Source organism: Nocardioides fonticola (assembly GCF_039536805.1).
Lineage (GTDB): Bacteria > Actinomycetota > Actinomycetes > Propionibacteriales > Nocardioidaceae > Nocardioides > Nocardioides fonticola.
Map to the genome: position 1 here is coordinate 329,097 of NZ_BAAAZH010000001.1, position 21,785 is coordinate 350,881.

Consider the following 21,785-nt stretch of genomic DNA (forward strand, 5'->3'; position numbering starts at 1 on the left):
TTCATCCACAGCGTCGTCCACAGGGTGGGGGCGCGATGCGTTGACCCCGGCCGGGACGCCTCCTAGCGTGTCGCCTCGACGAGGCCCCCGGGCCCGGGGCGACATCCGCAAGGGGAAGGCGGGTGACGTGTCCGGCCGGGGGCCTCGCCACGTCAGCAGCCCGGTCAGCAGCCGGGTCAGCGGCCGGTGAACCGCGGCGCGCGCCGCTCCTCGACCGCGCGGATGCCCTCCTGGAGGTCGGCGGTGGCCATCGTCACCGGCTGGGCCAGGGCCTCCCACTGCAGGGCCGTCTCGATGTCGGCGTGCCCGCCTCGGGCGAGCGCCAGCTTCGTCAGCCGGCTGGCGATCGGCGCGGTGGCCGCGATCCCGGCCGCCACCTCCAGCACCTCCTCGCGGAACGTCGCCGGCTCGAGGACCCGCGAGACCAGCCCCAGACCGAGCGCCTCCTCGTCGGCCACCAGCCGGCCGGTCAGCAGCAGGTCGCGCGCGGCGGCGGCCCCCACGGCGTCCGGGAGGAGGAAGGTGCCGGCCATGCCGGGGTGGAGGCCGAGCTTCACGAACGGTGCGCCCATCCGGGCACCTCGTGCGGCGAGGCGCAGGTCGCAGGCCAGGGCCAGGCACAGCCCGGCACCGATGGCCGGGCCGTTGATCGCGGCGATCGTGGGCACCTCCAGCCGCCGGATCGCGAGCCAGGCCCGGTAGAAGGCGATCATCCGGGTGCGCAGCTCGTCGACGCTGGCGTCGGGCTCGGAGGCCAGCCAGGAGGTGTTGCCGCCGGAGGTGAAGGCGCTGCCCTCGCCCGTCACGACCACGCACCGCACCGTCGGGTCGCCGACGAGCGCGTCGACCGCGCGGACCCAGGAGTCGGTCATCTCCGGGGACATCGCGTTGCGGCGGTCGGGGTCGTCGAGCACGAGCAGCGCGACGCCGTCGCGGGGGCGCTCGAGGCGCAGGTCGGTCAGCTCCATGGCCGCACCCTAGTGGCGCGCTCGGACCGGTCCGGCGACGCGCCGCGCCACGCGGGGGCACGCCTGTTAGGCGGGCCGTCAGGCGTGGCGTAGGGTCATCCCCGGCTGAGCGGGCCTGCGGGTCCCGACGCCCCGACGGGCTTCCCTGCAGCACCATCCCCGTCGCGACGACCACACGTGAGTACCAAGAGCAAGGAGGCCGTCATGGCGGAGACCTGGAGCGGCGAGTTCTACTGCGTCAAGTGCAAGGACAAGCGTCAGGCTGAGGGCGAGGTCAAGGTGAACGACAAGGGCACCCGCATGGCCAAGGCCGTGTGCCCGCAGTGCGGCACCAACCTCAACCGCATCCTCGGCAAGGCCTGAGCCTTCCGAACGGGCGTCCCACGCCCCACTGACACGATCCCGTCGTCTCCCCTCGGGGGAGGCGGCGGGATCTGTCGTTCCCGGCTCCCTGCGTCCGCGCCTGTGGACGCCGCCGCCCGGACGCTCGCGAGCGGGTAGGAGCCCCGCATGCTGCCTGCCGCACCCGCCCTCGCCCCCGGTGCCGTCGTCGTGCGCCGCGACGCCGCCTGGCTGGAGGTGCGGCTGGGCCTGCGCCGCGTCGCGGTGCTCCCCGACCGGCCCGAGGTCCGCGACGTGCTCGACGCGCTGCGCGAGCACCGGCGTCCCGCGCTCGGCGGGCCGCAGACCCGGGTGCTCGACCGCCTGCTCGCCCACGATCTCGTGGTCGACGGCGCGCTGCTGGGCACCGACGCAGCGGACGAGGTCGCGATCACCGCGCGCGGCGGTCTGGACGCCGCGCGACGCCTGGCAGGCCGGCGCGAGGCCTCCATCGCCGTCCGCGCGGCCGGCGGGCTCGACGACCTCGCCGAACCGGCCCGCGACGCGCTGCTCCGCGCCGGGCTCGCCGCGGCGATCGTCCCGGCGCAGGCCGATCCCGTCGCGACCGACGCCGACCCGACCCTCCTGCTGGCCCACGCGGCCACGGCCGCCGAGGAGGCCGCACCCTGGGTGGCCGCCGGGCTGGAGCACCTCGTCGTCCTCATCGAACCCGACGGATGCGTCGTCGGCCCCTACGTGCACCCCGGCCTGACGGCCTGCCTGCACTGCGTGCTCGCCCACCGCACCGACCGCGACCCGCGATGGCCGCTGACCGCGGCCCAGGTCGCGCGCCTGCGCCCGGCCGCCCTGCGGCCCGACCCGGCGCTGCTCCAGGAGGCGCTGGCGATCGCGGCCGCCGACCTCGTGCGGGCTGTCGAGGGTGACGTCCCGCTCACCTGGTCGAGCAGCCGGCCGGTGCGCATGGAGGGCACCGCCCATCCCGAGGACGACGCGCGCTGGCTGCGCCACCCGGCGTGCGGCTGCGCGTGGGATGCGTGGCCGGCCGACTGAGCATCACGGCCGACCCGGCTCACCAGTACTCGCTGTCGAGCTTCCCCTCCATGGCGCGCAGGTGGGTGCGCGAGCAGTCGGTGCAGGTCGAGACCCGGCGGCCGCGCTCGACCGAGACGGTCCAGGCGAGCAGCGCCGCTGCGTCGTCCTCGAGGCGGCCGCAGTGGTGGCAGGTGCGCGCATCGCTCACGCGGACCAGCCTAGGCCCGAACCAGCCGCGCAGGGGTCCGAACGCGCCGCGACCCGGGCCGGGACGTGGGTCCCGATCCGGGTCGCGGTGGTCGATGTGGACGAAACGGATGCCGAGCAGGATCAGAGGGTCCTGGCGATGGCCAGGCGAGCCTGCTGGGCGACGGCCTCGGCCTTGCGGCTGAGGCGGATGGCCCGGGCGAGCTGACGCTCACGCCGGATGGTCTGCGCCTCTCCCAGGCGCGCGGCCATTTGCGCGCGGGCGAGTTCTTCGTGGATGAGTTGCATCTCGTGGGTTCCGTTCTCGATGGCGCCGAGGGCGCCGGTGCTGGTGGGCTCGGTGGTCGGCTCCGCGACGGTCGCGGGGCCGGTGATGGTCGGGGTCATGGCGTCGTCCTCGTGCAGGTCACAGACCGCGGGCGAGGGCCCGGCTGGCACGGAGGGACTCGGCCTCCGCGCGGCGGACGAGGCGCTGGGCGCGGGCGCGACGCTGGAGGCGACGTACCTCGGCGTCGGCCAGACGCGCACGGACCTGGCTGCGGGCCAGGTCCTCGTAGAAGCTGGACATGGGGCTCTCCTTCGATGATCGGGTGCTGCTGTCGGCTGGATCGGTGCTGCTGTGCTGGTGTGCTGCTGATGTGCTGCGATGCGGCTCAGGCGGCGTCCTTGCGGGGCCGGCCACGGGGGCGCTTGCGCGGGATGACGACGCCCTGCAGGAACAGTTCGCCTCCCCAGACTCCCCAGGGCTCGCGACGCTCGAGGGCGCCATCGAGACACAGGCCCCGGACGGGACAGTCCTGACAGAGGGCCTTGGCGAACTCGACATCGCTGGGCGACTCGGCGAACCAGAGCTCGGGGTCGAACACCCGGCAGGGCATGCGCTCCGCGACGAGGTCGGGTGCGTCGAGGACGTCGGCGACGGTGACGGTCATGTGATCACCTCCTCCTGATGCTCGTGTCGGTCGTGGTCGGGTGGTGCTGGGGGGATACCTGGCCCGGAGAAACACGAAGGCCGCGGATCCCTGATCGGGTTCCGCGGCCTGGAGGCTGCCGATGACGTGTGTCACCAGGTCGGTGGTCTCCAGGCGGTGGTCCCCGGGTAGGACGCCTCGCGCTTGCCGAGGCGACCGATGACGGCGGCCTGGGCGACGCACGCGTGCGTGTTCACGCGCATGCGAGCGGAGGCGCCGGGAAAGGACATGCCGATGTGCGACGGGTTGATATCCGTCGTCCAGGTCATCGTGGTGTTCATGCGGGCCACCTCCTTCAAGGCGTCAGGCGCCGGGATTGCCAGTCCCGTGATGCGCGGGTGAATGAATACGTGAACGCTAACCGCAGTCGGATGTAAGGAGCAAATCATTTTCTTGCTCATGTCGAGAAAATCATTCGACGGGGTGGGAAACGGGGCTCAACCGACGAGCGAGAGGACGTCGTCGCCGTACCGGTCGAGCTTGGAGCGCCCCACCCCGGCGATGCGCAGCAGCGCGTCGGGGGTGCGCGGCTTGTGCTCGGCGATCGACTGGAGGGTGGCGTCGGTGAAGATGACGAACGCCGGCACGCTCTCCTCCCCCGCCCGCTCCTTGCGCCAGGTGCGCAACCGCTCGAACAGCTCCTCGTCGTAGGAGGCCGGGCAGTCCTCGCACCGCCCGCGCTTCTTCTCCACCGCGCTCGCCAGCGGCCGCCCGCACTCGCGGCAGGTCATCGCCTTGCGGCTGCGGCCGGCCGCGGCGGGGGCACGGACGTCGTCGGGCAGGAGCGGCGCGAGGAACCGCGACGGCGGCCGGTTGCCGCGACCGCCGGGCTGGCGGGCCGCCGCCCAGGAGAGGTGGAGGTCGGTACGGGCGCGGGTGACGCCGACGTAGAGCAGCCGGCGCTCCTCCTCGATCTGGGCCGGCGTCTCGGCGTAGGTGATCGGCAGGGTGCCGTCGTGCAGGCCGCAGCAGAACACGACGTCCCATTCCAGGCCCTTGGCGGCGTGGAAGGTGGCCAGCGTGACCCCCTCGGCGACGGGGGCGTGCTGCTCGCTCGCCCGCCGGTCGAGGTCGTCGACGAAGGCGTCGAGGGTCTCTCCCCAGGCCTTCGCCTGGTCGACGAGCGCCTGCCAGGACTCCCAGCGGTCGCGGGTCTGCCCGCGGGCGGTCGGCGGCTGGGAGGTCCAGCCCATGCCGGCCAGCGTGCCGCACACGATCTCGACCAACTCCTCGCCAGTGCGCGGACCCTCCCCGCCACGGGCCGCGCCGCGCAGACGGGTGACGGCCTCGCGCACCTCGGCGCGCTCGAAGAACCGCGCGGCACCGCGGACCACGTAGGGGATGCCGCGGGCGGCCAGCGCCTCCTCGAACGCCTCGGACTGGGCGTTGATGCGGAACAGGACGGCGACCTCGGCCAGCGACGTGCCGCGATCGCGGGCCGCGACGATCGAGGCCGCCACCGCCTCGGCCTCGGCGACCTCGTCGGGGCGCGGGGAGTAGGTGACGTGGGCGCCGGCGCCACGTTGGGCCCGCAGGGCCACGCCCTGGCTGACGGTGCCGGCCAGCAGGGTGTTGGCGGCCTCGACGATCTGCGGGGTCGAACGGTAGTTGCGGACCAGCTCGATGGAGGTGGCTCGCGGATAGCGCTCAGGGAAGCGCTGGAGGTAGCTGGCGCTCGCGCCGGCGAAGGAGTAGATCGTCTGAGCGGGATCGCCGACCACGCAGATCTCGTCACGTCCGCCGAGCCAGAGATCGAGCAGCGCCGACTGGAGCGGGGAGACGTCTTGGAACTCGTCGACGACGAACCACTTGTACTGGCGGCGCACCTGGGCGGCGACCCGCTCGTCGTCGGCGAGCAGTCCGGCGGTGAGCAGGAGGATGTCCTCCATGTCCATGCGGCCCTCGCCGCGCTTGACGTCCTCGTAGCTGCCGAAGACGCGCCCGACGGTCTCGAGGTCGTGGCCGGCCACCGAGCGGCCGCGCTCGGCGGCGATGCGCGCGTAGTCGTCGGGATGGACGTTGCTCACCTTGGCCCACTCGACCTCGGCCGCGAGGTCGCGCAGGAGCGCCTGGTCGGCGCGCAACCGCTGCTGGCGGCTGGCGGCGACCAGCAGCGGGATCTTCGACTCCGTCAGCCGGGGCAGCTCGGTGCCGTGCACGTGGGGCCAGAAGTAGCGCAGCTGGCGCAGGGCGGCGGCGTGGAAGGTGCGCGCCTGGACCCCGCCCGCGCCCAGCCCCCGCAGGCGCCCCCGCATCTCGCCGGCCGCCCGGGTGGTGAAGGTGACGGCGAGGACCTCGGTGGGCGCGTACACGCCGGTGGCGACGCCGTAGGCGATGCGGTGGGTGATCGCCCGGGTCTTGCCGGTGCCCGCTCCGGCCAGCACTCGCACCGGCCCGCGCAGTGTCTCGGCGACCCGCCGCTGCTCGGGGTCGAGGGCCTCGAGGAGGGCGTCGGGGGCGGGCATGGGAACAACTCCTCGGCGATTCTGGTTGGATCGGCGTTCGCCACACACCCTAGATGCCGGAGGGGACACTTCCCGATGAGCGCGACCTTCACGATGTACTCCACCCCGTGGTGCGGCTACTGCCACCGGCTGAAGTCCCAGCTCGACCGTGAAGGCATCCCCTTCGAGATCGTCGACATCGAGCAGCAGCCCGAGGCCGCCAAGCTGGTCGAGTCGGTCAACAACGGCAACCAGACCGTGCCGACCCTGGTCTACAGCGACGGCACCGCCCAGACGAACCCGTCGCTGGCGCAGGTCAAGGAGAAGCTGGCCTCGCTGGCCGGCTGACGCCGACCGAGGCCGCACCGGGTCCGCTGGGAACCGGTGATTCCGGGCTCAGCGCCACTCCCCCGGCAGCGGTCCGCCGTACCAGTGCTCGATGAGAGCACGGCTGATGGAGACCCCGCCGGGCAGGCGCACCTCGCCGGCCTCCGCCTGCTCGCGCAGCTGGGCGCGCGTGAACCAGCGCGCCTCCTCGATCTCGTCGCGGTCGACGTCGATCTGCTCGCTGGAGGCGCGGCCGACGAAGCCGAGCATGAGGCTGGCGGGAAGCGGCCAGGGCTGATTGCCGAAGTACTCGACCTCGCCCACCCGCACGCCGGTCTCCTCGGCGACCTCGCGGCGCACGGCGTCCTCGAGGGTCTCCCCCGGCTCGCAGAAGCCGGCGAGGGTGGAGAACCAGCCCGCGGGCCACACCGACTGGCGCCCCAGCAGGCACCGCTCCTCGGGCGTGCCGGGTTCGCCGGCGGTGACGATCATGATGACCGCGGGGTCGGTGCGGGGGAACTGCGGCCGACCGCAGTCGAGACAGACCAGCTCGTGACCGGCCGCCCGCGCCTCGAGGCGGCCGCCGCAGCGCGGACAGTGCACGGTGGCGCTCAGCCACTCGGCGATGCCGAAGGCATGGAAGACCAAGGGCGCCTCGGCCGATCCCTCGCCCGCGAGCAGGGGCAGGACGCCGCGCAGCGGCATCCACGCGCGCTCGTCGTCGCCGATCAGCGCCGCAGGGTCGTCGGCCACCACCGCGAACCACGCCCGATCGCGCTGCTCGCCCAGGAACACCCGCACCCCGGCCGGCGCCTCCTGCGGCGACACCCACGCGATCTCGCCGGACACGGGCCGCACCCGCGGGCCGGCCATCACCAGCACCCGGGTGGCCGCGTCGGCCCACCTCTCCTCGAGCCACGCGTCGTCGCGACGCCGATGGGCGCTGCGGTCGTGCGGGTCGTCGGCCAGGACCTCGTGGGCGAAACGGTCGGGGAGGCTCACCCCCTCACCGTAGCCGCGTGCAGGATCGCCTCGAGCTCGGCCCGTCCGGGCAGATCGTCGGGCTCGACGAGCTCACCGGAACGCACGTAGAAGAACCCGGCGCGCACCGCGTCGGTCGGGACGCCGGCGAGCTCCGCCCAGGCCTGCCGGTACACCGCGAGCTGCAGCGCGTCGGCGTCGTGGGCGCGGTGGGTCTTCCAGTCGACCAGCAGGTAGCGCTGGGTACCGTCGTCGAGGACGCCGTCGGTGTAGACGGCGTCGATGCGCCCGCGGATCACCTGGCCGCCCAGCACCAGGGCGAACGGCGCCTCGACCCGGTGCGGCACCCGGTCGCCGAACGGACCGGCCTCGAAGGAGGCCGTCAGCTCGTCGAGCTCGGCGGCGGTCGCACCGGTGTCGAGGTCGGCGTCGGCCCGCCCCGGGAGCTCGTCGTCGCCGAAGAGACCCTGCTGGCCGAAGCGAGCCTCGACCCACGCGTGGAACCGGCTGCCGAAGCGCGCCGCCGCCGACGGCGGACGCGGCATCGGCCGGGCCAGCTCGCGGGCGAAGCCCTCGGGGTCGGAGGCCAGCCGCATCAGGCCGGTGGCCGAGAGGCTGTCGGGCAGGGGCAGACTGCCGGCGGCGTCGCGATCGCGGCGACGTTCGGCGAGCAGGCGCTCGATCTCGGCGTCCCACTCGGCGACCTGGGCGACCTCGACCATGTCGAGGCCGGTGTCGGGGGCGTCGGGGTCGGCGGCGAGCACCGCGGCGGCGGCGTCCCGCCGCAGCAGGGCCTCCCGGCCCGCCTCGGTGAGCGGCCACGGCCGGGTCGGGTCGACAGCGGCCATCGGGTTCGGCTCCCCCTTGGCGGGGCGCTCGCGCCACGCCAGCACCGGGAGGTCGTGATCGTCGAGCAGTTCGCGGACGACGCGCTGGTACTCCGAGGGCCCGTAGGGCGTGGCCCGCGTGCTCCAGCAGTAGGAGGTCACCACGAGCCGGTGCGCGGCCCGGGTGAGGGCGACGTAGCCGAGCCGCAGCTCCTCCTCGGCGTCGTGGCGCTTGCAGCGGTCGCGATAGTCGGCGAGGGCGGCCTTGTCGTGGCCCGCCAGCTGCGGCAGATCGGCCGCGTCGCCGCGCAGGGCGGCGGGCAGCACGGCCGGCGAGGAGGTCCACAGCGTGCGGGAGCGGTTGCTGGGGAAGCGGGTCTCGCAGACGCCGACGACGAAGACGGTGTGCCACTCCAACCCCTTGGAGCGGTGCACCGTGAGCAGCTTGACCGAGTCGGCGAGGCTCGGGGTGGCCAGGTCGAGGCCGTTGCCCTGGTCGTCCTCGGCGGTGAGGTAGGCCAGCAGCGCCGCGATGCTGACCTCGCCGTCGACGGCCTGGAAGTCGGCGACCGCCTGGAGGAACAGGTCGAGGTTGTCGCGGCGGGCCGCGGCCGCCGGGCTCACCGCGGAGGCGAGTTCGACGTCGACGCCCGTGACCTCGACGATGCGCCGCACGAGGTCGAGCAGCGGCTCGCCGACGTGGGAGCGCAGCATCCGCAGCTCGCCGGCCAGCAGCGCGAACCGCTCGAGGGCCTCCGGCGAGTAGGGATGCTCCCCGGGATCGTGGAGGGCGTCGTCGAGCGCGGGGATCTCGGCGGGGTCGACGCCGTCGACGATCTCGAGGAGATGCTCGGCCACCGTGGCGGCGTCGTCGGCGGGACGGCCCTGGCGTCCGGCGAGCTCCTCGGCCCGGCGGCCCAGCAGGCGCAGGTCGCGGGGGCCGATCGCCCAGCGCGGACCGGCCAGCAGCGTCACCAGCGCCGCGTTGGCGGTGACGTCGTGCAGCAGGTGCAGGGTCGCGACGATCTCGGCGACCTCGGGCAGCCGGAGCAGCCCGGAGAGGCCGACGATCTCGACCGGCACCCCGGCCGCGCTCAGCGTGTCGAAGACCTCCGCGGCATGGGCGTTGTCGCGGACCAGGACGCCGATGTCGGACCAGGCGATCGGCTCCCCCGCGCTCCCCTCGTGCGCCGCCACGACCTCGCTCGCCAGATGCTCCAGCTCCTCGGCGTGGGTCTCGAAGACCGCCGTCTCGACGATGCCGGGCGCGGCGCCGGGCGCGGCCTCGAGCGGCGCGACCTGCGGGTAGGCGTCGAGCAACGGTGCAGCGAGCCGGTTGGCGAGGTCGAGGATGAGGGCGTCGGAACGCCGGTTGACGGTGAGCCGCCGGATCGGCACCTCCTCGGCGCCGGCGGCCGGGAAGGTGTCGCCGAAGTTGAGGATGTTGGAGACCGACGCACCGCGCCAGCCGTAGATCGCCTGGTTCGGGTCGCCGACCGCGGTGACCGCGTGCCCCCGCCCGCCGGCGGGATCGGGCCCCGAGAAAAGCCGGGAGAGCAGGATCGCCTGGGCCACCGAGGTGTCCTGGTACTCGTCGAGGAGGACGACGCGGAAGCGGGACCGCTCGACGGCGCCGACGTCGGCGTGCTCGACCGCGAGGCGCGCCGCCAGCTCGATCTGGTCGGAGAAGTCCATGAGGCCGAGATCGCGCTTGAGGCGGCGGTAGCCGGCGACCAGCCCGAGCAGCTCGGTGCGCCGATCGATGGCGAAGAGCGCCTTCTCGATCTCCTCGCGGTAGGTCTTGCGGTCGCGCCCGGCGCGCTCGGCGTCCAGCTCGCGCTGGAAGGCCCGTCGCTCGTCGGCGTCGAAGGCCGCCACCCGGTCGAGGGGGACGAGGTGCTCGCTCATCGCCGAGTCGAGCGCGAGGAGGTTCTGGATCGCCGTGGCCGGATGGTCGGTGAGATGGCGGACGACGCCGGTGTGCTGGTCGACCACCCGCGCGCCCAGCTGGTAGCGCGCGGCGTCGGTGATGACCCGGGTGTCGGGCTCGTGGCCGATACGCAGTCCGTGGTCGGTCAGCAGCTGGGCGGCGTAGGCGTTGTAGGTCAGGACGCTGGGCTCGAGGATCTCGGCGTCGTCGTCGCTGCGGGTCTCGCCGCCCGTGGGCAGCAGGACGCCGGCCGCGGTCAGCGCGGCGCGGATGCGGTGGCGCAGCTCAGCCGCCGCCTTGGTGGTGAAGGTGAGTCCGAGGACCTCCTCGGGGCGCACCTGACCGGTGACCACGAGGTAGACGACCCGCGCCGCCATCAGGGTCGTCTTGCCCGAGCCCGCGCCCGCGATGACGACACTGGGTTCGAGCGGGGCGCTGATCGCCGCCCACTGCTGGGGGCTCGGGGCGTACTCGGTGCCCATGACGCGGCGCAGCTCCTCGGCGTCGGCGATGGGCCGCGGCTGCCACCCGGGAGCGGCTCCGCGCAGCTCGACCTGCGCCTCGACGGTGCTCATGCGATCACCGGACCCGCGCTGCGCACCGGACACAGGGACACGAACCCGCAGTCGCGGCAGTGCTCGCCGGCCCGGGCCGGGAACACCTCGCTGCGCAGCATCGCCGAGGCGTCGTCGAGCAGGCGCAGCAGCTCGACGCGCTCGGGGCCGCCCTCGTCGTGCGCGGCCTGGGCCTGCACGACCGCGACCTCGGACTCGTCCGGCAGACCGAGCTGCACGAGCTCGGCCCCCTCGGCGACGACGTCGGCCGGCACCCCCTCGACCGCGGCGAGCGCGCCGTGGTCGACGGCGTACTGGTAGAGCGCCAACTGCAGATGCCGCTCGACGGCCGGGCCGGTCGGCTTCGAGCGACCCGTCTTCAGGTCGACGACGACCACCCGCTCCGGGCCGGGAGGACCCTCGGAGCCCTCCTCCGACGCGACCAGCTCGAGCCGGTCGGCGTACCCCCGCAGCCGCACCCGCTCGCCGCTCGGCAGCGGGACGACGGTCTCGAAGGCGGCCTCGACGGCCACCAGGCGCCGCGGGTTGTCGTGGTGCCAGCGCAGGAAGCGTGCGAGCGCGGCCTGCACGCGGTCGTACTCGCGGGCCTTCGACCAGGGGGTGCGGAACTCGAGCCGGTCCCAGACGGCGTCGACCTCGTGCATGAGCGCCTCGACGCCGGCCTCGTCGGCCGCGGCCTCGAGCTCGCCCCGGGCGACCCGCTCGGCCAGGGCATGGACGACGCGGCCCAGGTTGGCGGCCTGGTGCGCCCGGGCCACCCCGCCGGCCTCGCGCTCGAGGAACCAGCGGGTCGGGCACAGCTGGAGGCCCTCCAGGAGGGTCGCCGAGACCGCGATCGGCCGATCGGGTTCGCGCACGGGCGCGGCCGATCGGCTGGCCGCGCGGGTGCCCCACCAGGTGGCCGGATCGGCCTGGGGCACCTCGCGGGCCAGGACGGCGAGCCGGCGGGCCGCGGCGTCGCGCAGCCCCGGCGCGGCGTCGGGATCGGCGAGGGTGCGGCGCAGCTCGGCCACGACGCCGTCCATGGAGAGCGGTCGCCGCGGGCGGCCCTGGATGCTCTCGACGGTGACGCCGAGCTCGTCGAGGAAGCGCGAGGGCTGCTCGCCGTCGTCGTCGGGCGAGGCCACCGCCGTGACGACGAGCCGCTCGCGCGCCCGGGTGCAGGCCACGTAGAAGAGCCGACGCTCCTCGACGAGGAGGTCGCGGGTGCTGATCGGCGGCACCAGGCCGTGCTCCCCGATGCGGTCGGCGCCCAGGAGACCGGTGCGGCGGCGCAGGTCGGGCCAGGTCTCCTGCTGCACGTGCGCGACGACGACCAGCCGCCACTCCAGGCCCTTGGAGCGGTGGGCGGTGAGCAGGCGGACCGCCGACCCGCGGGTGCCGCGCTCGGCGAGGGTGTCGGCCGGGATCTGCTGCTCGAGGAGGGTGTCGAGGAAGGCCCGCACCCCCAGGTGGTGTCGCCGCTCGGCGGCCCGGGCCGCGAGGTCGAACAGGGCGCACACGGCGTCGAGGTCGCGGTGGGCCCGGCGCGCCGCCGACCCGCCCGCGTCGACGGCCCGACGCAGCCGGGTCGACCACGTGGAGCCGGACCAGAGGGTCCACAGGACCTCCTCGGGCGAGGCGCCGCGATCGAGGTCGGCACGAGCGGTGGCGAGGAGCGTGGCCAGTGCGCGGGCCCGCGCCGCTTCCGGGCCCGGCAGCCCGTCGAGGAAGCCCGGCACGGCGAGGCAGGCCTGCACGAGCTCGCGGGAGGGGCGTGGCGAGCGCTCCTGCTCGAGGGCCTCGTCGCGCTCACGGGCGCGCAGCAGCCGCGCCAGACGCCGCAGCTCGGAGGCGTCCATGCCGCCCAACGGCCCGAGCAGCATCGCCTCGGCGCGCCCGCCGTCGACGGAGGTCAGAGCGAGGTCGTCGGGCTCCCCCGCCGCGGCTGCGGTGACGCCTGCTCCCCCGTCGGCCTCCGCGACGCCCGGCGCCTCGTCGGACACCGGACGCCGCACGACCGCCCGCAGCGCCTCGAGCAACGGCAGGACGGCGGGATCGCGCACGAGCGGGACCTCGTCGGCGGCCACCTCGACCGGGACGCCGGCGGCCCCGAGCGCGCGCCGCAGCGGGGGGATGGAGCTGCGCCCCGAGCGCACCAGCACCGCCATGTCGTGCCAGGCGATGCCGTCCTCGAGGTGGGCGCGGCGCAGGAGGTCGGCGAGATGCTCGGCCTCGGCGCGCTCGGTGTCGAAGGTGCGCACGACCACCCGCCCCGCACCGGCACCCGGCGGCGGGTCGGCGACCGGGGAGAGGAACGCGACGCGTGCCTCCTCCGGGATGCTGCCGGGCAGTCCGAGACGCCCGGCCACCCGCTGGGCGGCCACCAGCACCCGCGGCCCGAACCGCCGGGTGGTGCGCAGGGCCACGACGTCGGCGGGCCGCCCGTCGGCGTGCGGGAAGGCGGCCGGGAACTCGAGGATGCCGCGCACCTCGGCGCCGCGGAAGCCGTAGATGGACTGGTGGGGGTCGCCGACGACGACGAGGTCGCGGCCGTCGCCGGCGATGGCCCGCAGGAGCGCGACCTGACCGGGATCGGTGTCCTGGTACTCGTCGACGAAGACGTGGCTGATCTCCGCGCGCAGCTCGGCACGGTGGGCCTCGGCCTCGAGGACGGCGCGACGGATGAGGTCGGCGTAGTCGGTGGCGCCCTGGAGGTCGAGCACGGTGAGGTACTGGTCGAGGAAGAGTCCGGCGGCCACGAACTCAGGCAGGGCGTGCTCGCGCCCGAGCGCGGCCAGCTGCTCGCCGTCGAGCCCCTTCTCCCGGGCCCGCGCCAGGACGGCGCCGACCTCGCGGGCGAAGCCGCGGGTGCCGAGGGCACGGCCCAGGCCGGGGGGCCAGCTGACGGACTCGGGGGCGTCGGTGAGCAGGTCGCGCAGGACGACGTCCTGCTCGGGAGCGCTCAGCAGCCGCAGCGGCCCCTCGTAGAGGTCGGCCGGTGCGTACCGGCGGATGAGCCCGTAGGCGAAGGAGTGGAAGGTGGCCGCCATCGGGGACCCGAGCGTGCGGCCCAGGCGGGCGGTGACGCGGTCGCGCAGCTGCTCGGCCGCCTTGCGGGAGAAGGTCAGGGCCAGGATCGAGGCGGGGTCGACGCCGCGGGCCTCCACCCTCTCGACGATGGTCTCGACCAGCGTGGTGGTCTTGCCCGTGCCGGGCCCGGCCAGCACCAGCATCGGACCGCCGGGATGCTCCACGACGCGCCGCTGGTGCTCGTCGAGGACGGGCGGGGCCGGCGCGGGTGCGGGCGCGCGGAGGACCGGCGCGGGGGCCGCGTCGGGCCGGGCGGATCGCCGGCTGCGTCCGGACGCGGCGGCGGGAGGCGTGGTGGTCGACATCGGGACCATTCGACCATCCGGCTCCGACACTTCGGCGGGACCGACCCGCCGGGCTGTCCCGGGGTCCGGCGCGCCGCGGAGGCCCTAGGCTCGACGCATGCAGACCGAGGTCCTCTACAGCCCGGCGTACGCCACGGCCAAGCTCACCCTCGCGGCCGGCGAGGCCGTCCGCGCCGAATCCGGGGCCATGCTGGCCATGTCCCCCGGCATCTCCATGGAGACGTCCACGCAAGGTGGCGTCCTCAAGGGACTCAAGCGCGCCGTCCTCGGCGGGGAGTCCTTCTTCATGAACACCTTCACCGCCCAGCAGGACGGCGCCGAGCTCTACGTCGCCCCCTCGCTGCCCGGCGACGTCGTCGCCTGGCCCATCAACGGCACCCTCTACGTGCAGTCCGGCTCGTTCCTGGCCTGCTCGGCGCCGATCACCGTCGACACCCAGTGGGGCGGCGGCAAGACCTTCTTCTCCAGCGAGGGTCTGTTCATGCTGCGCATCTCCGGTCAGGGCGAGCTCGTGCTGAGCAGCTACGGCGCGATCCACGCCATCGACCTCCAGCCGGGCCAGACCTACACGGTCGACACCGGCCACATGGTCGCCTGGACCGAGGGCATCCAGTACAACGTCCGCAAGGTCGGCAACTGGAAGTCCACGTTCTTCTCCGGCGAGGGTCTGGTCTGCGACCTGACCGGCCCGGGCCGCATCTACCTCCAGACCCGGAGCACCGATGCGTTCCTCGGCTGGCTGGTGCCCAAGCTCCCGACCCAGTCGAGCAACAGCGGCGGCGGCACCCTCGGCGGCCTGCTCAGCTGAGCTCGGGACCGCCGCTCCCGCGCGACCACGAACGGGCCGCGGACGCCGACCCCGCGGGGTCAGGCGTCCGCGGCCCGTTCGTTGTAGACCCCGGCCTCCTGCTGACCGGTGAGCGCCTGGATCGCCGTCATGATGCGGTCGGTGACCTCGCGGCGCGCACGACCGAGCGGGACGCCGTCGTAGGACGTCTCCGCCGACGGGCCGGTGACGTGGATCGGCGCGCCGAAGCGCACCGTCACCCGGGCCAGGCGCGGCACCCGTGAGCCGATCGGCTGGAGCCGTTCGGTGCCGATGAGCCCGACGGGCACGACCGGGACGCCGGCCGTCAGCGCGAGGTGGGCGACCCCCGTGCGGCCGCGGTAGAGCCGCCCGTCGCGCGATCGCGTGCCCTCGGGGTAGAGACCGAAGGCCTCCCCGCGGGCCAGCACGCCCAGCGCCGTGTCGAGGCTGCTCAACGCCGCGCGGGGGTCGTCGCGGTCGACGGGGAGCATGCCGAGGCCGGAGAACCAGGCCCGGCTGACGGCGCCGCCGAGGCCGCTGCCGGTGAAGTAGTCGGACTTGGCGAGGAAGACCACCTTGCGTGGGACGACGACCGGGATGACCACGGAGTCGACGAAGCTGAGGTGGTTGCTGGCGAGCAGCACCCCGCCGGTGGCGGGCACGTGGTGCAGGCCCTCGACGCGCGGCCGCCACACGGCCCGGGCCAGCGGCGGGAGCACCGGGTGCAGCAGGCGGTAGAGCGGATCCTCGGCCATGGTCACCGAGTCTGCCGGTTACCGGTCGGTCAACCGAGGCGGTGTCCGCCGGACGGCGTCCAGAGGGCCTCGCGCAGGTCGACCGAGCCTCCGGCGCGCAGCGGCGTGCCCTCCGCGAGGTAGTGCTGTCGGGCCTCGTCGAGGTGGCTGGGCGGGAGGGAGCCGTCGGCGCGGACCACCCGCCACCACGGCACCCCGCCGCCGTGCTGGGCCATGACGTTGCCGACCCGCCGGGGCCCGAACGACCCGATGGCCGCCGCGATCGCGCCGTAGGTCGTCACGCGACCGGACGGGATCTCCTCGACGCAGGAGAGGACCGCCTCGACGAACTCCTCCGGATGCCGCACGGCCCCATCCCAGCATGGGAGGGGGCCGTGCGTCGCGCAGGGGCTCGGGGTGTGGCTCGGAACTGCCGTCGAGCTGCCTCCTGAGCTGCCTCTTGAACTGCCTCGGAGCCGGCTCGGCTCCGTATCAGAGGATGCCGCTGAACGGCTCGGTGCCCAGCGCCAGCTTGAGGCCGCTGATCCCGGAGTGCGCCTGGGCGAAGGCGAGCTCGCGGGAGAGGTCGCCGATGCTGTTCGACAGCGGCAGCGGGGCGATCGAGACGGTCGAGAGGACGCCGATCGCCTTGCCGTCGGCGTCGAGGAAGCCCGAGCCGGAGTCGCCGGGGATGCCGGGCGTGAGGGTGTAGAGCGGGTGGCTCCACCCGCCGTCGGCCTCGGAGTCGCCCAGACCCACGCCCGCCTTGGGCGAGAGCAGGGTCAGGCCGCCGCGCAGGCTGGAGTTGCCGTAGCTGTAGATGTTGTCGAAGAGGCCGAGCGTGGACGTCGACAGGCCGGTCGGACCGCCCCAGAACGGAACGCTCGGGTTGACCTTCGCGACGTCGGCCGCGGCCACCTTGACCAGCGCGAAGTCGTTGTAGGCGCAGGTGTTGGCGTCCTTGGTGCCGAGCTCCTGCATCGTGATCCAGGAGGAGTACACGAGGGTGCCCTTGCCGATCACGGTGCCCTCGTCGATGAGGCTGCCGCCCTCGTTGAAGGTGACGGGGGTGCCGACCGGCTCGGACTCGGTGGTGCAGCCGTCGGTGTCGGTGGCCGCGCCCTTGCCGGCGCAGTGGGCGGCGTAGCCGATGTAGACGTTGCCGACGGAGTCGGTGAACACGAAGTTGCTCGTGCACTGCGAGCCCTTCGTGTACATCTGCGTGCCCGGGGTGAGCGTGGCCGAGTCGGCCGGCGCCCAGGCCGCGAAGCGCTTCGCCTTGACGGTGGGCTGCTTGCCCTTGCCGCGGGCGGCGTCGGCCTGCGGGGCGATGCTGGCCATCAGCAGCGCGACGAGGGTGAGCAGGAGCATGGGGAGGACCAAGGTCCGAGAGGAGAGCCGCATGCCTCTCCAACGAGCAGAGCCCCGGACCGTCACGGTCCGGGGCCCCGATCTCGACTGTCGGGATCAGTACGACGGCTGGCTGGGGTCGATCTGGTTGACCCAGGCGACCACGCCGCCGCCCACGTGCACGGCGTCGTCGTAGCCGGCGCCCTTGATGACCGCCAGCGCCTCGGCCGAGCGGACGCCCGACTTGCAGTGCAGGACGACCTGGGTGCCGGAGTCGACGCTGGGCAGCTGGGCCAGGGCGTTGCCGTTGAGGAACTCGCCCTTGGGGATCAGCACCGAGCCGGGGATGCGGTTGATCTCGTACTCGTTGGGCTCGCGGACGTCGACGAGGACGAAGTCGCGGGTGCCCTCCTCGCGCTCCTTGAGCATGTGCTCGAGCTGCACGACCGAGATCGTGGAGCCGGCGGCGGCGTCGGCGGCCTCGTCGGAGATCGCACCGCAGAAGGTCTCGTAGTCGATGAGGCCGGTGACGGTCGGGTTCTCCCCGCACAGGGCGCAGTTGGGGTCCTTGCGCACCTTCAGCTTGCGCCAGGTCAGCTCGAGGGCGTCGTAGATGACGAGCTGGCCGACGGCCGGGTCGCCGGCGCCGGTGAGGACCTTGATGGCCTCGTTGACCTGGATCGAGCCGATGCTGGCGCACAGGACGCCGAGGACGCCGCCCTCGGCGCAGCTCGGGACCATGCCCGGCGGGGGCGGCTCGGGGTAGAGGCAGCGGTAGCAGGGCGCGTCGACGCGGTTGCCGTCGGTGTCGACCGCGTGCGGCCAGAAGACCGAGGCCTGGCCGTCGAAGCGGTAGATCGAGCCCCAGACGTAGGGGATCTTCAGGAAGTACGCGGCGTCGTTGACCATGTAGCGCGTCGCGAAGTTGTCGGTGCCGTCGACGATGAGGTCCCAGCCCTCGAAGATGCGCATCACGTTGTCGTTGTCGAGGCGCTCCTCGTAGACGACGACGTCGATCAGGGGGTTGATCTCGGCGACGGACTCCTTCGCCGAGACCGCCTTGGGCCGGCCGACGTCGGACTGGCCGTGGATGATCTGGCGCTGGAGGTTGGACTCGTCGACCTCGTCGAACTCGACGATGCCGAGGGTGCCCACGCCGGCGGCGGCGAGGTACATGAGCGCGGGGCTGCCCAGGCCGCCGGCGCCGATGACGAGCACCTTGGCGTTCTTCAGGCGCTTCTGACCCGTCATGCCCACGTCGGGGATGATCAGGTGGCGGCTGTAGCGGCGGACCTCGTCGACGGTCAGCTCGGCTGCCGGCTCCACGAGTGCTGGGAAGGTCACGGCCGTGCTCCTCGGGTGTGCGTGTGGTGGCGGTGGACGGGACGCTCAACGCCGTCCGCGCCCGGGGTGTTCCCCGCGCCCGATCGGACGGCGGGATGCGGGTCCATCGTCACAGGGACGCCGCGTCGGCGCCGACGACGTCCCGTCATCCGGACCCGGGGCTACCAGCGAGTAGGCTGCGGCTCCGGAGCCCGCCACCCACACGGGCCCGCGCATCATGCGAAGGAGCAGCATCGTGACCACTGGGCAGTACACGGGCGCCACGGAGCCCGACGCCGAGCAGCGACCGCGCGGGGGCCGCATGCCCCGGCGCGAACGGCGGGCCCAGCTCCTGGAGTCGGCGCTGGAGGTCTTCGTCGCCCAGGGCTACCACGCGGCCGCCATGGACGACATCGCTGACCGGGCCGGCGTCTCCAAGCCCGTGCTCTACCAGCACTTCCCCGGCAAGCTCGACCTCTACCTCGCACTGCTCGACTCCTCGTGCGACGCCGTCATCGCCAACTGCCGTGCGGCGCTGGAGTCGACCGACGACAACAAGCTGCGCGTGGCGGCGACCATCGACGCCTTCTACGAGTACGTCGCCAACGACACCGGCGCGTTCCGCCTGGTCTTCGAATCCGACCTCACCAACGAGCCCGCGGTGCGCGAGCAGGTCGACCGGGTCACCCACGAGTGCGCCGCCCTCATCGCCGAGGTCATCCGCGACGACACCGGGCTCCCCGACCCCGCCTCGCGGCTGCTCGCGGTCTCGCTGGTCGGCATGGCCCAGGTGAGCGCGCGGTTCTGGCTCTCCGAGGGCGGCGGCATCGAGCGCCCGCAGGCCGCGGCCCTGGTCGCCGGGCTGGCCTGGCGCGGCATCCGCGGCTACCCGAAGGCCGAGGACCCCGCCTGATCCAGGCGGGGCCGGGCCGGCTGACCAGACCTCCGCGCGGACCTCTCCCCCGCTCCTCGCGGCCCGCCCCGTAGGCTCGGGCCGACGCCGACGGCGTCCATCGTCAGATCGATCGAGGAGGTACGCCGTGGAGGTCAAGATCGGCATCCAGCAGGCTGCGCGGGAACTGGTGCTCGACGTCGACCACTCCGCCGAGGAGGTCGGGAAGCTCGTCGCCGACGCGCTCGCGTCGGACGGCGTCGTCGCCCTCACCGACACCAAGGGCCGCCAGGTCTTCGTGCCCGCCGCCAAGCTCGCCTACGTCGAGATCGGCAGCAGCACCGTGGGGTCGGTCGGCTTCCTGCGCTGACCCCGCCCTGGCCCGAGCCCGACGCACACGGAGCCGCTCCTCCCCGGCCGGGGTGGGGCGGCTCCTGCGTCTGCGGGAGGGAGCCCTCAGGACTCCAGGCCGAGCTCGGCCATCCGGGCCGTGTGCCGCTCGGTGAGGCGGGTGAACATGCGCCCAATCGCGGCCAGGTCGAGGCCGGGCCGGTCGACGCCGCCGGCGAGCAGCGAGGACAGCGCGTCGCGCTCGGCGGCCACCCGCTGCGCCTGGGTGAGGGCCTCGCCCATCAGGCGGCGTCCCCACAGGGCGAGCCGCCCGCCCAGGCGCGGGTCGGCGGCGATGGCCGCCCGCACGCGGTCGACGGCGAAGGCGGCGTGGCCGGTGTCCTCCAGCGAGGCCACGATGAGGTCGCGGGTGTCGGCGTCGAGGAACGCGGCGATCTCGCGGTAGAAGTCGTCGGCCAGCCCGTCGCCGACGTAGGCCTTCACCAGGCCCTCCCACCAGTCGGCGGGGTCGGTGCGGTCGTGGAAGGAGTCGATGGCCTCCCGGAAGGGCCGCATCGCGGCGTAGGGGTCGGCGCCCAGCGCGGTGAGGCGGTCGTGCAGGGGCCCGACCTTGGCGAACTCCGCCGAGGCCATCCGCGCGATCGCGACCTTGTCCTCCAGGGACGGCGCGAGCTTGGCGTCCTCGGCCAGCCGCTCGAAGGCGGAGATCTCGCCGTAGGCGATGACGCCCAGCAGGTCGACCACCGCCTCGCGATAGGCCGGATCGGCGAACGCGATCGGGGTCTCGTCGAGGGCCGTGGCGGTGACCGCGGTGCCGATCGGTTCGCCGTCGTCGGGGGCAACAGGGGCCATGAGCGCACTGTATCCGCAGGTCGCAGGTAGACTGATGTCGTCCGGTCGCACCCACCGCCCTACCTGGGCGGCCACCACCGGCCGCCGTCTCGGCACCGACGAGCGGATGGGCGCGGCCACGTATGTGCGCGGCAGGCCACCCGACCTCACGCAGTCGTGACTCGTTCCGGCCCGCCGCATTCCGATGAATCGGCACGCCGAACCTCACGAAAGCGATAGACCACTGACCACGTTCCGAGAGCTCGGGGTCCTCCCCGAGATTTGCGACGCGCTCGAGCGCGCCGGCATCACCACCCCGTTCGCCATCCAGGAGATGACCCTCTCGGTGGCCCTCATGGGCACCGACCTCATCGGCCAGGCCCGCACCGGCACCGGCAAGACCCTCGCCTTCGGCATCCCGGTGCTGCAGCGCTCGGTCGCACCGAAGGACCCCGACTACGTCGACCTGCCCCAGGGCAAGCCGCAGGCGCTCATCGTCACGCCGACCCGCGAGCTGACGATCCAGGTCGCCAGCGACCTCGAGATCGCCGGCGCCGACCGCGGCCTGCGCGTCCTCACCGTCTACGGCGGCGTGGGCTACGAGGGCCAGCTCGAGGCCCTCGAGGCCGGTGTCGACGTCGTCGTCGGCACGCCGGGTCGCCTCATCGACCTGGCCAACAAGCGCGCCCTCGACCTCTCCCACGTGCACGCGCTCGTGCTCGACGAGGCCGACGAGATGCTCGACCTCGGCTTCCTGCCCGACGTCGAGAAGCTGCTGCGCATGACGCCCGAGACGCGCCAGACCATGCTGTTCTCGGCCACGATGCCCTCGGCCATCGTGGCGCTGGCGCGCATGCACATGCGCCACCCGATGAACATCCGCGCGGAGTCCTCCTACGAGAACGCCACCGTGCCGGCCACGGCGCAGTTCATCTACCAGGCCCACGACCTCGACAAGCCCGAGATCATCGGCCGCATCCTCCAGGCCGACGACGTCGAGAAGGTCATCGTCTTCACGCGCACCAAGCGCCAGGCGCAGCGGGTGGCCGACGACCTCGTCGAGCGCGGCTTCAGCGCCAGCGCCCTGCACGGCGACATGGCGCAGGTGGCCCGCGAGAAGGCGCTGACCCGCTTCCGCGAGGACAAGCTGAAGGTGCTCGTGGCCACCGACGTCGCGGCCCGCGGCATCGACGTCCGCAACGTCAGCCACGTCATCAACCACACCTGCCCCGAGGACGACAAGACCTACGTGCACCGCATCGGTCGCACCGGTCGTGCCGGCGCCACGGGCACGGCGATCACCTTCGTCGACTGGGCCGACCTGCACCGCTGGAAGCTCATCAACAAGGCGCTCGACCTGCCGTTCGACGAGCCGCAGGAGACCTACTCGACCTCCGAGCACCTCGTCACCGACCTGGGCATCCCGGCCGGCACGAAGGGCCGCATCAAGGCTGAGCGCCCCGTCGAGCGCGCTCCTCGCGAGGAGCGCGGCGAGCGCACCGAGCGGCCGGCCCG

23 protein-coding genes are annotated in these 21,785 nt (G+C 73.7%); 8 read left to right on the forward strand and 15 right to left on the reverse strand.

Going from position 1 to position 21,785, the window contains the following annotated elements:
* Positions 1–176: 176 nt before the first annotated feature.
* Positions 177–968: an enoyl-CoA hydratase/isomerase family protein gene (locus ABD671_RS01535; RefSeq protein WP_344731428.1), complete on the reverse strand. Its 792-nt coding sequence runs from the start codon at positions 966–968 to the stop codon at positions 177–179.
* 204 nt (positions 969–1,172) lie between these two features.
* Here ABD671_RS01535 and ABD671_RS01540 point away from each other — a divergent pair, with 204 nt between their 5' ends.
* Complete coding sequence (locus ABD671_RS01540) at positions 1,173–1,331, forward strand: DUF5679 domain-containing protein (RefSeq protein WP_344731458.1); 159 nt, start codon at positions 1,173–1,175, stop codon at positions 1,329–1,331.
* Positions 1,332–1,478: 147 nt separating this feature from the next.
* The gene (locus ABD671_RS01545) at positions 1,479–2,360 is read left to right on the forward strand and encodes a hypothetical protein (protein ID WP_344731429.1); all 882 of its coding nucleotides are present in this window, start codon (positions 1,479–1,481) and stop codon (positions 2,358–2,360) included.
* A 19-nt stretch (positions 2,361–2,379) separates the two neighbouring features.
* On the opposite strand, the gene ABD671_RS01550 is transcribed toward ABD671_RS01545, so the two are convergent.
* From ABD671_RS01550 to ABD671_RS01575, 6 genes are all read right to left on the reverse strand, one after another.
* On the reverse strand, positions 2,380–2,550 hold the full coding sequence (locus ABD671_RS01550) for a hypothetical protein (RefSeq protein ID WP_344731430.1): 171 nt from the start codon (positions 2,548–2,550) through the stop codon (positions 2,380–2,382).
* 122 nt (positions 2,551–2,672) lie between these two features.
* Positions 2,673–2,936 carry a hypothetical protein gene (locus tag ABD671_RS01555; RefSeq protein WP_344731431.1) on the reverse strand — a complete coding sequence of 88 codons (264 nt, stop codon included), beginning with the start codon at positions 2,934–2,936 and terminating at the stop codon, positions 2,673–2,675.
* A gap of 19 nt (positions 2,937–2,955) precedes the next feature.
* On the reverse strand, positions 2,956–3,117 hold the full coding sequence (locus ABD671_RS01560; protein WP_344731432.1) for a hypothetical protein: 162 nt from the start codon (positions 3,115–3,117) through the stop codon (positions 2,956–2,958).
* An 85-nt stretch (positions 3,118–3,202) separates the two neighbouring features.
* Positions 3,203–3,481 (reverse strand): WhiB family transcriptional regulator, encoded by a 279-nt coding sequence (locus ABD671_RS01565; protein ID WP_344731433.1) that lies wholly within the window; start codon positions 3,479–3,481, stop codon positions 3,203–3,205.
* Positions 3,482–3,612: 131 nt separating this feature from the next.
* On the reverse strand, positions 3,613–3,801 hold the full coding sequence (locus tag ABD671_RS01570) for a hypothetical protein (RefSeq protein WP_344731434.1): 189 nt from the start codon (positions 3,799–3,801) through the stop codon (positions 3,613–3,615).
* A gap of 156 nt (positions 3,802–3,957) precedes the next feature.
* Positions 3,958–5,985 (reverse strand): ATP-dependent DNA helicase UvrD2, encoded by a 2,028-nt coding sequence (locus tag ABD671_RS01575; RefSeq protein ID WP_344731435.1) that lies wholly within the window; start codon positions 5,983–5,985, stop codon positions 3,958–3,960.
* A 75-nt stretch (positions 5,986–6,060) separates the two neighbouring features.
* Here ABD671_RS01575 and ABD671_RS01580 point away from each other — a divergent pair, with 75 nt between their 5' ends.
* On the forward strand, positions 6,061–6,312 hold the full coding sequence (locus ABD671_RS01580; RefSeq protein WP_344731436.1) for a mycoredoxin: 252 nt from the start codon (positions 6,061–6,063) through the stop codon (positions 6,310–6,312).
* 48 nt (positions 6,313–6,360) lie between these two features.
* On the opposite strand, the gene nudC is transcribed toward ABD671_RS01580, so the two are convergent.
* Genes nudC through ABD671_RS01595 form a run of 3 tightly spaced genes read right to left on the reverse strand, consistent with a single transcriptional unit; the run spans position 6,361 to position 13,981 of the window.
* Positions 6,361–7,293, reverse strand: a complete 933-nt coding sequence (nudC, locus tag ABD671_RS01585) for an NAD(+) diphosphatase (RefSeq protein WP_344731437.1) — start codon at positions 7,291–7,293, stop codon at positions 6,361–6,363.
* Positions 7,290–10,604 carry an ATP-dependent helicase gene (locus ABD671_RS01590; protein WP_344731438.1) on the reverse strand — a complete coding sequence of 1,105 codons (3,315 nt, stop codon included), beginning with the start codon at positions 10,602–10,604 and terminating at the stop codon, positions 7,290–7,292. The genes nudC and ABD671_RS01590 overlap by 4 nt, the downstream gene beginning before the upstream one ends.
* Positions 10,601–13,981 carry an ATP-dependent helicase gene (locus tag ABD671_RS01595; protein WP_344731439.1) on the reverse strand — a complete coding sequence of 1,127 codons (3,381 nt, stop codon included), beginning with the start codon at positions 13,979–13,981 and terminating at the stop codon, positions 10,601–10,603. Before ABD671_RS01595 ends, ABD671_RS01590 begins: the two co-directional genes overlap by 4 nt.
* A gap of 97 nt (positions 13,982–14,078) precedes the next feature.
* Here ABD671_RS01595 and ABD671_RS01600 point away from each other — a divergent pair, with 97 nt between their 5' ends.
* A complete protein-coding gene (locus ABD671_RS01600; protein WP_344731440.1) occupies positions 14,079–14,789 on the forward strand; it encodes a TIGR00266 family protein in 711 nt (236 codons plus the stop codon).
* Positions 14,790–14,848: 59 nt separating this feature from the next.
* On the opposite strand, the gene ABD671_RS01605 is transcribed toward ABD671_RS01600, so the two are convergent.
* The 4 genes from ABD671_RS01605 to moeZ all read right to left on the reverse strand — a co-directional run bounded on the left by ABD671_RS01605 (position 14,849) and on the right by moeZ (position 18,217).
* Positions 14,849–15,544 carry a lysophospholipid acyltransferase family protein gene (locus ABD671_RS01605; protein WP_344731441.1) on the reverse strand — a complete coding sequence of 232 codons (696 nt, stop codon included), beginning with the start codon at positions 15,542–15,544 and terminating at the stop codon, positions 14,849–14,851.
* Between the two features lie 29 nt (positions 15,545–15,573).
* Complete coding sequence (locus tag ABD671_RS01610; protein ID WP_344731442.1) at positions 15,574–15,891, reverse strand: MGMT family protein; 318 nt, start codon at positions 15,889–15,891, stop codon at positions 15,574–15,576.
* Positions 15,892–16,015: 124 nt separating this feature from the next.
* Entirely contained in the window at positions 16,016–16,894 is an 879-nt protein-coding gene (locus ABD671_RS01615; protein ID WP_344731443.1) for a hypothetical protein, read from the reverse strand.
* Between the two features lie 96 nt (positions 16,895–16,990).
* Complete coding sequence (gene moeZ / locus ABD671_RS01620; protein ID WP_344731444.1) at positions 16,991–18,217, reverse strand: adenylyltransferase/sulfurtransferase MoeZ; 1,227 nt, start codon at positions 18,215–18,217, stop codon at positions 16,991–16,993.
* A 301-nt stretch (positions 18,218–18,518) separates the two neighbouring features.
* Between moeZ and ABD671_RS01625 the strand changes: the two genes are divergently transcribed.
* Positions 18,519–19,109, forward strand: a complete 591-nt coding sequence (locus tag ABD671_RS01625) for a TetR/AcrR family transcriptional regulator (RefSeq protein ID WP_344731459.1) — start codon at positions 18,519–18,521, stop codon at positions 19,107–19,109.
* 127 nt (positions 19,110–19,236) lie between these two features.
* Positions 19,237–19,458 (forward strand): DUF3107 domain-containing protein, encoded by a 222-nt coding sequence (locus ABD671_RS01630; RefSeq protein WP_344731445.1) that lies wholly within the window; start codon positions 19,237–19,239, stop codon positions 19,456–19,458.
* A gap of 86 nt (positions 19,459–19,544) precedes the next feature.
* Here the strand turns inward: ABD671_RS01630 and ABD671_RS01635 are convergent, their stop codons facing one another.
* Complete coding sequence (locus tag ABD671_RS01635) at positions 19,545–20,291, reverse strand: ferritin-like fold-containing protein (RefSeq protein ID WP_344731446.1); 747 nt, start codon at positions 20,289–20,291, stop codon at positions 19,545–19,547.
* Between ABD671_RS01635 and ABD671_RS01640 the strand changes: the two genes are divergently transcribed.
* Positions 20,290–20,451: a hypothetical protein gene (locus ABD671_RS01640; protein WP_344731447.1), complete on the forward strand. Its 162-nt coding sequence runs from the start codon at positions 20,290–20,292 to the stop codon at positions 20,449–20,451. The two genes, ABD671_RS01635 and ABD671_RS01640, sit on opposite strands and share 2 nt — an antisense overlap.
* Positions 20,452–20,604: 153 nt before the next feature.
* Positions 20,605–21,785 (forward strand): DEAD/DEAH box helicase (locus ABD671_RS01645; RefSeq protein WP_344731448.1); only part of this gene is annotated, 1,181 nt, incomplete at its 3' end.

What these genes read in the sequence shown, in the direction of transcription:
- ABD671_RS01595 (WP_344731439.1), bottom strand. Translation starts at nt 13,981, where the DNA reads ATGTCGACCACCACGCCTCCCGCCGCCGCGTCCGGACGCAGCCGGCGA.
- ABD671_RS01600 (WP_344731440.1), top strand. Translation starts at nt 14,079, where the DNA reads ATGCAGACCGAGGTCCTCTACAGCCCGGCGTACGCCACGGCCAAGCTC.
- ABD671_RS01605 (WP_344731441.1), bottom strand. Translation starts at nt 15,544, where the DNA reads ATGGCCGAGGATCCGCTCTACCGCCTGCTGCACCCGGTGCTCCCGCCG.
- ABD671_RS01560 (WP_344731432.1), bottom strand. Translation starts at nt 3,117, where the DNA reads ATGTCCAGCTTCTACGAGGACCTGGCCCGCAGCCAGGTCCGTGCGCGT.
- ABD671_RS01615 (WP_344731443.1), bottom strand. Translation starts at nt 16,894, where the DNA reads ATGCTCCTGCTCACCCTCGTCGCGCTGCTGATGGCCAGCATCGCCCCG.
- ABD671_RS01575 (WP_344731435.1), bottom strand. Translation starts at nt 5,985, where the DNA reads ATGCCCGCCCCCGACGCCCTCCTCGAGGCCCTCGACCCCGAGCAGCGG.
- ABD671_RS01625 (WP_344731459.1), top strand. Translation starts at nt 18,519, where the DNA reads ATGCCCCGGCGCGAACGGCGGGCCCAGCTCCTGGAGTCGGCGCTGGAG.
- ABD671_RS01555 (WP_344731431.1), bottom strand. Translation starts at nt 2,936, where the DNA reads ATGACCCCGACCATCACCGGCCCCGCGACCGTCGCGGAGCCGACCACC.
- ABD671_RS01565 (WP_344731433.1), bottom strand. Translation starts at nt 3,481, where the DNA reads ATGACCGTCACCGTCGCCGACGTCCTCGACGCACCCGACCTCGTCGCG.
- ABD671_RS01580 (WP_344731436.1), top strand. Translation starts at nt 6,061, where the DNA reads ATGAGCGCGACCTTCACGATGTACTCCACCCCGTGGTGCGGCTACTGC.
- ABD671_RS01570 (WP_344731434.1), bottom strand. Translation starts at nt 3,801, where the DNA reads ATGAACACCACGATGACCTGGACGACGGATATCAACCCGTCGCACATC.
- ABD671_RS01540 (WP_344731458.1), top strand. Translation starts at nt 1,173, where the DNA reads ATGGCGGAGACCTGGAGCGGCGAGTTCTACTGCGTCAAGTGCAAGGAC.
- ABD671_RS01640 (WP_344731447.1), top strand. Translation starts at nt 20,290, where the DNA reads ATGAGCGCACTGTATCCGCAGGTCGCAGGTAGACTGATGTCGTCCGGT.
- ABD671_RS01590 (WP_344731438.1), bottom strand. Translation starts at nt 10,604, where the DNA reads ATGAGCACCGTCGAGGCGCAGGTCGAGCTGCGCGGAGCCGCTCCCGGG.
- ABD671_RS01635 (WP_344731446.1), bottom strand. Translation starts at nt 20,291, where the DNA reads ATGGCCCCTGTTGCCCCCGACGACGGCGAACCGATCGGCACCGCGGTC.
- ABD671_RS01545 (WP_344731429.1), top strand. Translation starts at nt 1,479, where the DNA reads ATGCTGCCTGCCGCACCCGCCCTCGCCCCCGGTGCCGTCGTCGTGCGC.
- ABD671_RS01535 (WP_344731428.1), bottom strand. Translation starts at nt 968, where the DNA reads ATGGAGCTGACCGACCTGCGCCTCGAGCGCCCCCGCGACGGCGTCGCG.